The organism is Nostoc sp. (assembly GCF_036917315.1).
Lineage (GTDB): Bacteria > Cyanobacteriota > Cyanobacteriia > Cyanobacteriales > Nostocaceae > Nostoc.
The window spans coordinates 316147-328637 of sequence record NZ_JBALDR010000013.1 but is presented as its reverse complement, the minus strand read 5'-3'; the positions used below and the strand labels follow the sequence as shown (position 1 = coordinate 328637).

Annotated in this window: 11 protein-coding genes; 6 read left to right on the top strand and 5 right to left on the bottom strand. The window is 41.0% G+C overall.

Annotated features, from left to right (window positions below; translation table 11 throughout):
- Positions 1-141: 141 nt before the first annotated feature.
- The 6 genes from V7K84_RS07755 to V7K84_RS07730 all read left to right on the top strand — a co-directional run bounded on the left by V7K84_RS07755 (position 142) and on the right by V7K84_RS07730 (position 5842).
- Positions 142-777, top strand: coding sequence for a PEP-CTERM sorting domain-containing protein (locus tag V7K84_RS07755; RefSeq protein ID WP_334837223.1), 636 nt, complete (start codon positions 142-144; stop codon positions 775-777).
- Between the two features lie 317 nt (positions 778-1094).
- Positions 1095-1712, top strand: a complete 618-nt coding sequence (locus tag V7K84_RS07750) for a PEP-CTERM sorting domain-containing protein (protein ID WP_334837222.1) — start codon at positions 1095-1097, stop codon at positions 1710-1712.
- A gap of 58 nt (positions 1713-1770) precedes the next feature.
- A complete protein-coding gene (gene aroH, locus V7K84_RS07745; protein WP_334837221.1) occupies positions 1771-2184 on the top strand; it encodes a chorismate mutase in 414 nt (137 codons plus the stop codon).
- Between the two features lie 37 nt (positions 2185-2221).
- The gene (gene tyrA, locus V7K84_RS07740) at positions 2222-3361 is read left to right on the top strand and encodes a bifunctional chorismate mutase/prephenate dehydrogenase (RefSeq protein ID WP_334837220.1); all 1140 of its coding nucleotides are present in this window, start codon (positions 2222-2224) and stop codon (positions 3359-3361) included.
- A gap of 182 nt (positions 3362-3543) precedes the next feature.
- Positions 3544-5250 (top strand): multicopper oxidase family protein, encoded by a 1707-nt coding sequence (locus V7K84_RS07735; RefSeq protein WP_334837219.1) that lies wholly within the window; start codon positions 3544-3546, stop codon positions 5248-5250.
- Positions 5251-5335: 85 nt separating this feature from the next.
- On the top strand, positions 5336-5842 hold the full coding sequence (locus tag V7K84_RS07730; protein WP_334837218.1) for a hypothetical protein: 507 nt from the start codon (positions 5336-5338) through the stop codon (positions 5840-5842).
- A 152-nt stretch (positions 5843-5994) separates the two neighbouring features.
- Here the strand turns inward: V7K84_RS07730 and V7K84_RS07725 are convergent, their stop codons facing one another.
- The 5 genes from V7K84_RS07725 to V7K84_RS07705 all read right to left on the bottom strand — a co-directional run bounded on the left by V7K84_RS07725 (position 5995) and on the right by V7K84_RS07705 (position 12170).
- Positions 5995-7614: a tetratricopeptide repeat protein gene (locus V7K84_RS07725; RefSeq protein ID WP_334837217.1), complete on the bottom strand. Its 1620-nt coding sequence runs from the start codon at positions 7612-7614 to the stop codon at positions 5995-5997.
- Positions 7615-7979: 365 nt separating this feature from the next.
- Positions 7980-8384: a DUF4058 family protein gene (locus tag V7K84_RS07720; RefSeq protein ID WP_334837216.1), complete on the bottom strand. Its 405-nt coding sequence runs from the start codon at positions 8382-8384 to the stop codon at positions 7980-7982.
- 308 nt (positions 8385-8692) lie between these two features.
- Positions 8693-9232: an SH3 domain-containing protein gene (locus V7K84_RS07715; protein ID WP_334837215.1), complete on the bottom strand. Its 540-nt coding sequence runs from the start codon at positions 9230-9232 to the stop codon at positions 8693-8695.
- Between the two features lie 140 nt (positions 9233-9372).
- Entirely contained in the window at positions 9373-10881 is a 1509-nt protein-coding gene (locus V7K84_RS07710) for a UbiD family decarboxylase (RefSeq protein WP_094353519.1), read from the bottom strand.
- A gap of 566 nt (positions 10882-11447) precedes the next feature.
- Entirely contained in the window at positions 11448-12170 is a 723-nt protein-coding gene (locus V7K84_RS07705; protein ID WP_334837214.1) for a carbonic anhydrase, read from the bottom strand.
- Positions 12171-12491 lie beyond the last annotated feature (321 nt).

Sequence of the window (12491 nt, the reverse complement as noted above, 5' to 3'; positions counted from 1 at the left end):
TTATACACTTACAGATGGTATTTTTTGAACCGCGTAGGCGTAGCCCGCCGTAGGCATCGCTTACCAAACAATGAAATTCCCAGCATTCAAGTATAGCTATATTGCGAGATAACTAAAATGGCTTTGTTGAAGAAATTCTCGATGGCTTCTGCTATCAGCGTCGCAGTATTTTTAGTTTTAGAAATGGTTAGCATAAATCGAGTCGAAGCTGCTCTTTTTAAATTTACTTTCGAGGGTAAAGGAGCAAATGGTTACTTCATTTATGATGATTCAGCTAATAAGATAGAACCTCTTGGTCTAAACTTTCCTCTTGCTGAGTATGATGGCTCAGTGGAAAAGTATTTTGTTAATGCAGGGGATATTCTGGCTCAGGGAACAAAAGGATCGCAGCAAGATATACATGATGAGGCCAGAAATATTGTTTATCTTGGACGTGCTGGTAACTTGGGCTACGATGGTGCCATTGATGACTTTATTCTTTACGTTCCTCCGGCTGCTCGTGGGCAGCAATACGGTTTGTCAATTCGCTTTAGTTACCCAGAGGAAAGCTTTTCAGATTCTGTTGCCTTACGAACGAGCGTACCTGATACCGCTAGGCTCAGAGTTTACCCATACTGGGACTTTCCTAATACGACGGGAGACTACACCTTTGAAGGAACTGTTAAAACAAAAATCGAGCAAATACCCGAACCTGCATCAGTGTCTGCATTACTGGGAGTGGGTGCTTGGTTTGTCTTCCGTCGTCAGCGCCGACAATTATTATCTGCACAAGATTAATTACACTGAGCCAGTTTACTATATTTAGGTCTTTTTCTATTAGTTTCTTCGGTTTTGTACCATAAATTTCAGGGGTAAATTCGGCTCTTAATATGTGAGCTTTTCTAAAACCGGATTTACAGCAGATTTCAAATTGGTGAGGTACACGACGATTCCTCTGCTACCCAGGTATAAAGAGTGTTTTACTCTTGAATTCTGAATTCTGAATTCTGCTGTATGAAATGGCGGAAACTAACGCTAACAGTTTTCACAATGAGGCTTTTCTGGTTAGTTTCAGGAACTAATTTAGCAATCAATTTTTTAGAAAGGTAATAAAAATGGCTCTATTGAATAAATTATCGCTTTCTGCTATTCCAAGTGCAGCAGCATTACTCATGTCAGTAACATTAAACGTCAATCCTGCTCAAGCATTGTATAAATTCAGCTTCGAGGGTGAGGGAGCGAACGGTTACTTTACTTACGATGATACTACTATAGGAACTCCGAATTCACCGAACGCTACTACATATTTGGAAGGTGGATATGATTATAAATTTGATTTAGGCGAGAAGGGAGTTTTTCGAGGAACTGTTGGTAATCCGATTGTTTTTTTACCTCGTCTTGAAGATGGTATTACAGCACCTGAAACTGACGATTTTCTTTGGGAGGTACGCGCTCCTCAACGAGAACCAGCATCCCCCTTCGCTTTGGTGAACTATTTTCATTACCCAAAGGGTTCATTTGAGGGATCTACCGCTATACGAACAACAGTCCCAGGTACTGCAATCCTTGATGTCTATCCAAATGTGGACTTTCCTAATTCAATAGGTAACTTGCTGTATACAGGAACTGTCCAAACCCGAATTGAGAAAGTTCCTGAACCTGCATTGTTACCCGCATTGTTGGGAGTAGGTGCTTGGTTTATCTTTCGTCGTAGACAAAAATTAAGTATTTAAGGGCCAAATCAATATGGATCAGATCGCATTTCTTACACATACATATCAACAAACTAATATGTCAGCGACACTCGGAGAATGGAGAGTGCGGGGACTCCGGGGTGCAACTACAGTTAGCCACAACTCACCACAAGCGATCGCAGAAGCTGTGGATGAGTTATTGAATGCCTTAGAAGTCAACAATCCGCTAGATCCTGCCGAAATCGTTAGTGTCACTTTTTCCGCCACTCCTGACTTAGATGCAATATTTCCCGCGGCGGTGGCGCGTCGTCGTTCGGGGTGGGAGCAAGTTCCTCTATTGGATGTGCAACAAATGCAGGTAAACAGTAGCCTTAAATGTTGTATTCGAGTCCTAATTCACTTCAATACCCCTATACCTCAGAATGCATTACGCCCGATCTATTTGCGCGGCGCTGCACAGTTACGCCCAGATTTAGCGATATTCAGCCTGCCCTTAGACATCGCTCTTTGATGCGGCAAACAAATTAATCATATATTTGAAAAGTCTTATGCTTCCAGAAAAGCTGAAAAAAATTGACCAACAACTCATTGATTTACTAGGTAAAAGAATTGCCGTTTTAGCCGAATCACAATCGATTTCTTTAGAGGAGCAAATTACTAATTTTGCATTTTCCTTAGTGCAAGCTGGTGTTCCAGAGCCAATGTGGAAAAATCTAGTTACAGGTTGTACCTCTGTCGTTGCTAGTAGATTTTCGCCTCCAGCTAACACTAAGCCACGACGGGTTACTCTAGTTGGCGGACGGGGGATGATGGGGCACTTCTTCCAGCAGAAGTTATCAGATGACGGTCACTACGTCAGTATTCTCGATCGCGGTGATTGGGAACAAGCAGAATTGCTGCTAGAAAAAGCAGATTTAGTTTTAGTCTGCGTTCCGATTGAACATACAATAGAGGTTATTCATAAACTTAGTAAATACCTTTCTTCAACTACTGCTTTAGCTGACATTGCTAGTATTAAAACTCCAATATTACAGACTATGCTTGAAGAGCATAGTGGGCCTGTAATGAGTTTGCATCCAATGTTTGGCCCAGGTATCAAATCTTTCTTGTCTCAAAAAGTTATAGTCTGTTCTGGTCGTAGAGACGATGCCTTCCAATGGCTTCTAGATTTGATTCAAAATGATGGTGGCAAACTTATTGTATCTACACCAGAAGAACACGACCAAATGATGATTGCTGTTCAAGCAATCCGTAACTTTAAAAGCTTTAGCCTTGGGGTTTTTCTAGCAGAAGAAGAGATTGACATCCGTCGAAGCTTAGATTTTTCTAGCCCAATTTTCCGTCTAGAAATTGACATAGTTGGCCGCTTGTTTGCTCAGTCTGCACCTCTGATAGTAGATATTATGCTTGCTACATCAGAACGTCGTGAAGCCATTAAACGACTAGCAGCCACTTATAATCGGTTGGCGCAATTAGTTCTTCAGAACGATCGAGATAGCCTGATTCGGGAGTTCAAAACAACCCATAGCATTTTGGGAGAAGAAATGAACTCGGCTGTAGAGGAAAGTACACGGATGATTAACACCCTGAGTACACTTTTAGCAACTAGGGATGTCGAACAAAAACAACCATATTTTCTTAGTAAACAAAGTGCGATGCCTTCTCTGCGTTCGCGCAGCGTGTCGTAGACAGACGCTACGCGTAGCTTGCTTCCCCGTAGGGGTACGGCGGGCGTAGCCATCGCTAATCAACCTATAGCATTAGCCGATAAGAGTTTCAGAGAGTTATTGCATAAGTCCAAGACCTTGTAGACTCAACGCTAATTTCTACAATACAACCAAAAATGTTAACCAGAAAGCAATTTTTAACGATGAGCGCAGGTTTAGGAGTAGGAATTCTGCTTCCCGAAGTACTTAAAGCCAAGAGAACCTATGCAACTTCGCCTCGATTCTCAAAATTTACCGAGTCTCTGCCCATTTTCTACCCGATTTCACCACCTAGTACCTTAGATATTGCACCAGGTAAACACTCGTTCCACAGCAGCTTAGGGTCTTTTACCACCTGGGGTTACGGCGGATTGTCTTATCTTGGCCCCACTTTTGAAGTAACAAGGGGAACGCCAGTTAGGATTCGGGCATTCAACAAACTCGGTACTCATCCATTAGCTGGGTCAGTTGATACAAGCTTACATGGTGTCAATGCGTCTGACATCACTAACCCACGGACAGTCATACACTTACACGGCAGCAATACCGAGCCTGACAGCGACGGTTATCCAGAAGACACGTACCTGCCCGGACAGAGCAATGTGTATAACTACAACAACAATCAAGAAGCCGGGACACTCTGGTATCATGACCATTCCCTTGGCATGACTGCATTGAACCTCCAAGCTGGGCTGGCTGGGATGTATCTGATTCGGGATGAGGACGATCCTATAGGTGGCAATGGCCCTCTTGGTATCCCTGCTGGAGCGCCCTATGAAGTACCTTTGATACTACAAGATCATTCATTCAATTCTGATGGTTCGATGTCGTTTCCAGCTAAATGGGATCATGAGTTTTACGGTGATGTTGCTGTCGTCAACGGTAAGGCTTGGCCAAACCTCAATGTTGACCGAACTTTGTACCGCTTTCGCATCGTCAACGCTTCAAACTCCCGATTCTTCAGACTGAAGCTGTCGTCAAATCAGCAATTAATTCAAATTGGCTGTGACGGAGGATTCTTGAACGCTCCAGTATATTTGTCTAAGTTACTGCTGGGGCCTGGTGAACGAGCTGATGTGCTAATCGATTTTTCTACAAGTCTGCCAGGAGATAAGATTGTATTGCAAAATGACGCTGCTGCACCGTATCCCAAGGGCTTGGCTACGGTTATTGACCAGGGTTACTTTAGAATGCCAGAAATCATGCAGTTTACGGTGAGTCGTGGTGCTGCTGTTCCTAAAGCGATTCCCATACGGCTGCGAGTAAACAATCCATTGATAACAAAGATTGCTACCAAACCAGTAAGACAGCGCAACTTGGTTTTAACAGATATTTTGAACTCTAACTTTCAGGTGTTAGCGATGATGCTCAACGCGGTTTACTGGCATGAAGCAGCCAACCACCCAGAATTGAGAGAGCAACCAAAAGTAGACACAGTAGAGCAGTGGAATTTCATCAATCTACAGCCATTCGCTCACACAATGCATCTGCATCTAGTGCCATTTAAAATCCTCAACCGTCAATCAATTAATGATACTGCCTACTCCGCAGCATACAGGGCTACTGGGCCGCGTAAAGTACTTATGCACCATGCACCTGGTGGAGATACAGTGCCTTATGGTTATCCACCACTCGACCCTACTCCCTATTTAAAAGGTTTAGCAAAACCACCAGCAGCGAACGAAGCTGGTTGGAAGGATACTGTGGTAGTTAATCCATTTGAGGTTGTTCGTCTGATAGTTCCCTTCGGTGCTAAAGCCACAGCGAATTTACCTTTTGGCAATTCATTTACTGGACGCTTCGTGTGGCACTGCCACATGCTTAATCACGAGGATAACGACATGATGCTACCTTTTGACGTGCTGCCGTAGCTCCTACCAATAGCTATTTGTTACACAAATAAGTAGTCATAAAAAATCCTTGTTAATAGTGGTTTGAAATAAAAGGGAAAATGGAATGAATTTTGATAAAAAGCTCGCAGTTACCATCACTAGTACAGTCTGCCTTTTAACAACTATGATGGCTCCTGTTTCAGCCGCAATTTTTAATTTTTCCTACTCTGGTACGAGCGTACTTGACCCAAATGATATTATTACAGTTGCAGGAAAATTCACAACTAACCCCTACGATTCAGCCACAAATAGTTATGAAATTGTAGATATTACTGGCACAAGAAATGGCAACCCAATAGAGTCTTCATTATCTCCAGGATCATTCCTTGACAATGACAATCTCTTATTAGCTGAAACTCAGACTTTGGATGAATTCGGATTTGCTTACACCGTAGCAGGAGCGTCATATAATGTGTTTTACAGTTATGACTACTTAGAAATAGGAGAGCAAGGTTATTATACAGGTTATCCCCTCACTTCTTTTTCTATAACACCTGTCCCTGAGTCTTCGTTAATGTTAGGTATATTAAGTATAACTGTTTTAATGGCTATCAAAAAAAACAAACGGTAGGTTTGCTCATTTGAAAAACTCGATAATCCCAACTCAGACGTTGCTGATTAGGGTCAAATGATAGAGACAATTCATCAGCAACAGTATCACCTAATTCACTAAAATCAACCAGATGGCAAACAAACTTTGGAGGCTACTTCATATAGTTGTATCTAGAAGTTTAAAATATCTAACGATTCTTCTATTTCTAAATCTAATATTATTTCTCGCGTATCTTTGAGTGCTTCTAGTTTACCTTCTTTACGATAGATGTCTGCCGCTTTTTGAAAATCTTCAATTGCTCCCTGTTTATCTGCAATTTCTAAACGAGTATTACCACGGTTATAATAAGCATCAGCATAATTAAAATTAATCTCGATTGCCTGAGTATAATCTTCAATTGCGCCCTCAAAGTCTCCTAAATCTGAACGAGCATTCCCACGGTTGTAGTAAGCATCAGCATAACTAGGATTAATCTGGATTGCCTGAGTATAATCTTCAATTGCACCTTCAAAATCTCCTAAATCTGAACGAGCATTCCCACGTTTTTTATAAGCTATGGCATCTTGAGGATTAATCTTGATTGCTTGAGGAAATCCTGGCTGAGAGCCTAATAAATAACGAGTAATTCCACGGTTTTTATAAGCATCAGCATAATGAGGATTAATTTTAATAGCCTGGGTATAATCCTCAATTGCTCCTTGGTTATCTCCAATATGAGAACGAGCTTCAGCCCGATTTTTATAGGTTACGGCAACATTAGGATTAATTCTAATAGCTTGAGTATAATCATTAATCGCTTCCTCTAATCGCCCCAATTGATAGAGAGCTAAACCTCGCTTATTGTAAGATTTAGCATCATGAAGGTTTACCTGAACTGCCTGTGAATAATCTGCGATCGCAGCTTCATAATCTCCTATTTGATAGTGAGCTAAACCTCGTTTATAATATAAGTCAACATCACCATGATTAACTTCTAAAGCTTGATTGTACTTGGTAATTGCATTCGGATATTCTCCTTTTTGAAAATATTCATCACCCAATTTTATGTAAAATCTATTTAAATCTTCATCACGATATTCAGGTTGAAAAGAAGATTTGATTACCTGATGAATAGTTGGTTTCGATGAAATTTCCTGTTTTGGGAGATATTTATAAATAGGTGGTTGTTGCCGAGAAGAATTATTTAGAGAAGATTGTAACTGTTCTAGATAACACCATAAACCACCACCATACAGTAATTGTTCAATCCCAAAAGAAATTTTACCAGTTTTCAACTTAATCATTTTGGTTGGGAGAAAGCCAGCCAAAAAAAGGTGATACTCAGATTGTGCTTCACTCACATCTTCTTGAATTAAAATGCAAACTACAACTGCATTTTTTTCAACCTCTTCAGAACTAATTGACCATCTAACTCTGTCAATGCGACCATGACGAGATTTAACTTCGATACCAATAGATGGGTCAGAAGTCAAGGTAAAATCTATATTACCATCGCCGCCAAATCGTTTTTCATAATCGACTTCGGTAATAAAATCAGCTAAACGTTCTTTGACAACTTCCTCACCCAACTTCCCTTTGAGATAGCTAAGAAAAACATCACGCACTGGTAAAACACGCTTATATTTTTCAGCCATCTGCCAGCAAAATTCCCGTAGTGCCTTTAATCTCTCTCCAGAAATTATAGTTAATTCACTATATTGACCTTCTGTTTCACAATGAAGCAGACAACCAGATGCTAACCTTTTAATAAAATCAGACTGTAGCGATCGCAGTAGTGTAATCCAGTCCATTTATATTTCTGCGAATCTTTTGATGAGATTATTCTATTAAAATATCCATTCGGCGTAAAGCTTTTAATTAGCTCTTTAGGCGCAGGCATGTCTAATTATGCCAGAGTTTTGAAGAGTTGGGAGAGTGCGATCGCTGGGAATAATACATGAAATATTAATTACCTAACCACCAAGATCGCAAATGACCCAAAATCAAAACCCCAAGCCTTTCACCGACTCCAGTCCCCCCTCCTCGCTTGCGGGCTATGCGTTACCCACATCTTTCTTTACAATCTTGAAACCCATGTTCTATAACCTTCTTAGACATTGAGAATTTAGGTATACTTGACAAATTCGCTTTTAATCTTCTCGCTAAAACTGCGTTTTTATTGAGAATGAACAACGAACGAATCAGGGTTAGAAAAACCTGAGTCAATACTCTCGCAAATGTTAAGAAAGATCCGGGTAATGGATAGGCTTGCGGGGAGGGGGTTAGGTTGAACAGCAGGTGTAGCTACAGCTATATTCGGTATTTTAGGATTTATTGCTGTCTGTGAATTTTGTACTACTACATCAGGAATACCAACCAAAAGTTTATCATCGCCAGTAGTTTGGTAAATTCGTTCTTCAATGGCGACAAAATATTTCGGACGTAATTGAGGAGAGAGATAATCTGCGTAGATGCGAAGCAGCTTGTCGTCAGACATCGCAACTATTAGTCTCCCATGTACTCCTAGCCATAATTCAGGATCTTCTAAATACGGGTTCATTCCTGGAAATGGATAAGCCATAACAAATATCCCAAAACCAAAATTTTAAAAGTAATTCTCATAGCCCCCTCTCCTCGCAAGCCTATCCATTAGTCACATCTTTCTTTACAATCTTGAAACGCTTATTTTGTAAGCATCTTGAACACTGAGGTGTCAAACATACTTGACAGATTGGCTCTTAGTCTTCTCGCTAAAATTAGGTTTTTATTGAGAATTGACGACGAACGAATCAGGGTTAGAAAAAGCGTGAGTGAATACTCTCGTAAATGTTGAGAAAGATCCGGGTAATGGATAGCCTCGCAAGCGGGGAGGGGGTTGGGGGTGGGGTTCTAAGAACAACTAGTAAGGGCTGCACCACATTGTTCTTCCCTTGTCAACCAACCCTTAACACCTTGATATTCTACCTGCGCCCAATCTCCCTGACAGCCTAACAATTTGACGGGCGTATTAGCAGGAATTCTTCTCAGTTTTTGGCTTTTTTGACTGCTACTAGCATAGAAATCTACGCCATTAGTACCGTAGCCTCGCGTTGTTAAGCCTAACTTTGGCACGAATACCCATCCAGTTCCTTGAAAACCATTGCTAGCATTAGTAATCTGCACCCAATTTCCAGCAGCACCAATAACCTGAACTGTTTCCTTAATGGGTATTTGTCCTATAATGACGTTATTTGTACTTGCACCACTCCGCACATTTAACCCTTGGGAATCTGTATCGGTGACGTAGGCAAAAATATCGCACTTTTGAGAATTACTTGATTTTGCTAAACTTATTTCACTAGCTATACCGATATTGAGTATCACACTAATACAACTGAATGCCAATCCGATCGCTAACTTTGATGCTGGATTTTTCACTTTTTTTGTCATAATTTCTTCAAGTTTCTGGCATCAGTACTCAAGGCTGGAGTCTTATTGATATCTCCGAATCTACATAAACTTCAAGACGCGATTTATCGCGTCTCTACATTAGGGTTTTGTTGCTCTATCTAAACTGTATTGATCTATAGTTACTTCATATCATAGCCAAACAAATTCGGGTCTACTTCTCCTAACTGCAACTCTGCCAAACCATACTCCGCCCATCGTCTCTCTACCATCGCCGCCACATCTGGGTCAGATTCTAAAGGCGAACCCCATTCATGGTTTGTTTCCGGCGGAATCTTTGTAGTCGCATCAATTCCCATCCGTCCACCTAAGCCAATTTTCTCACTAGCAAAATCCAAGGTATCAAAAGGTGTATTCGGCAAAATAAAGACATCCCGCACTGGGTCAACTTTGGAACTAATCGCCCAGACAACTTGACGCGGATCGCGAATATTTATGTCTTTATCCACCACAATTACAAATTTGGTGTATGTAAATTGTGGTAAAGCACTCCAAAACGCTAAAGCCGCCCGTCGCGCTTGTCCCGGATATGCCTTATCAATGGAAATAATCGCCGCTTTGTAACTCAAAGCTTCCATTGGTAGGAAGAAATCGACAATTTCTGATACTTGTTGCCGCAGTATGGGCGTATAAATACGATTTAGCGCGATCGCCATCATCGCTTCTTCTTTGGGTGGACGACCGCTAAATGTTGTTAAGTAAATCGGATTTTTCCGGTGCGTCATACACTCAAAGCGTACCAACGGCGAATCTTCCACGCCGCCGTAATAACCCATGTGGTCGCCAAAAGGCCCATCTGGTAACACTTCCCCTGGTGTAATCGTTCCTTCTAAGACAAATTCTGAATCTGCGGGAACTTCCAAATCTACAGTTTTACACTTCGCCAGCTGCACGCCAGAACCGCCGTAAAGTCCGGCAAACAGCCATTCTGATAAATCTACAGGGATGGGTGTAGCTGCTGCCATGATAATTAGAGGATCTACACCAAGTGCGATCGCAACTTCTAATTTCTTCCCACGTTCCGCTGCTTTTCGCAAATGCCTCGCCCCACCCCGCACCGATAACCAGTGAACCGTCATCGTATTTTTAGATTGTAGTTGCAAGCGATACACACCTACATTTGGAGTACCAGTCTCACAATCCTTGGTAATTACCAGTCCCAGCGTGATAATCTTGCCAGCATCACCAATATAAGGACGTATCAAAGGCAACTTATTTAAATCTAAATCATTACCTTGAAGCACAACTTGCTGACAAGCGGGGAAAAAGTCTCGTCCTGGTTTCGCTTTCACCACATCAAACAGCACTTTACCAAAATCTATCGCCTGGGAAATTTTCTTCGGCGGTTTTGGCTGTTGCAGCATACTCAATTTTTTCCCCAGAGTTTCCAACTCCTCTGGATGCTGCATATTCATCGCCCAGCAAATCCTTTCCACAGTTCCCATCAAATTCACTGCTACCGGGAAGGAAGCACCTTTGACGTTTTCAAACAACAATCCTGGGCCACCTTTTTGCAGCATCCGGTTGGAAATCTCAGCAATTTCCAAGTCTGGGTCAACTAAAGCAGAAATTCGCCGTAATTGTCCTCTTTCTTCCAAAATTTTAATGAATCCCCGCAAGTCTCTCGCCATTGTTCTAATAAAGCTGATTATTTAAGAAGTGTGAAGCGCTTTCTTATATTATGGGGCATTGGGGATTGGGCATTGGGAAGAGGCAAACAAGAAATTTGTTCAATCATTCTCCCTTGTCTTCCCTGTCTCCCCATTCGGGAAATTGTTGATTTTAATTCAATACAGTTCAGATAGAGCAACAAAACCTTTATGTAGAGACGCGATTTATCGCGTCTTGAAAGACCAATTATCTAGGTCGAATAACTCTTAACCCAAGCCTATTGGGTTTTAATTAGAAATTAACCTATTTAGTAACTTTTCTTAACTGTGTTTTCCGAAGCATTTAGTTATTCTATTTAGGGATACGCAATTATTTTTTACAAATAAGCGCTAACCAATCAAACATGGCCAGAATATACTATACCTTCCTGGCAGGCGGCCTTGTTATATAGTCCCTGCTGGGTTTATTTGTTATAAGCTTTAAGTTTATTTCTAAATTTTCGTGAGTTTGCGTTAGCGTAGATCGACTCAAACATTTTTCCAACATCATTGAACGAAGAATCTTACACTTAAAAAGTGTGAGATATTCAAGTAATAATGTTGACTTTACCAGTATCAATATCGTAACAAGCACCAACAATTTTTAGTTTACCTTCACCGAGCAATTTAGCTAAAATAGTTGAGCTTTCCTGCAATTTTTCAGTCTGATACTGAATGTTGGCTATAACTGCATCTTGCATATGATCGCCAGTTCTGAACTTTACCCTTTCTACAGATGGTTTGATACCCTCAATAATCAAACCAATTCTACCAGGAAGTGGTTCGTTTTTGATTGCTTCTGCGACTGCACCACATCTCCTATGACCCAAAACCATAATCAACTGCGAACCCAATACTGCTGTAGAATATTCCAGACTACCTATAACCGTGTCACTGACAACATTACCAGCAACTCGTACAACAAATAAATCTCCAAGTCCTCGATCGAAGACAATTTCCGCAGGTACTCTAGAATCTGCACAGCCTAATATGGCGGCAAAGGGATACTGAGCTTTCGCAACTAATCGTAAGCGTTCTAGTGATTGATCGGGATATTGACGTTTTTGATGGATAAATCTTTGATTACCATCAAGCAATCGTTTGATGGCTTCATTCGGACTGATTGAATTAGGGTTAATTGGGTGAATATCAGCAACAGCAGTTTGCTCTGTATTCCAAAAGCTATCACCAAAAGTAGTAGCTGCAATACCTACGACACTGGCGAATTTCAAGAAATTACGTCGCCCGACAAATCCATTAATTCGACTCATCAATCTACCTGACAACAATAAAGCTGTTCTCAAGAAGATATCAGATTTAACTAAGATGCAAGAGTACTTGATTACACGGTTTAAGAGTCATTTAATATTCGTGTGTTTTAGAGTGGTTATAATCCAGTCCCTCTTAGCGATGAAAGCAGATGAACAAGCGAGCAAAGATAGTCGTTAAAGCTGCTTGTATCGCTCCTTGTCTAAATTCTAATAATCAATAAGATCGGAATTTATTTAAAATCTTTCTGTGGATAAATTTTAGATAGAGTATAATTCATAATCCATGAATAAAAATGGGCTATACCTCGCTCTAGCAACAGA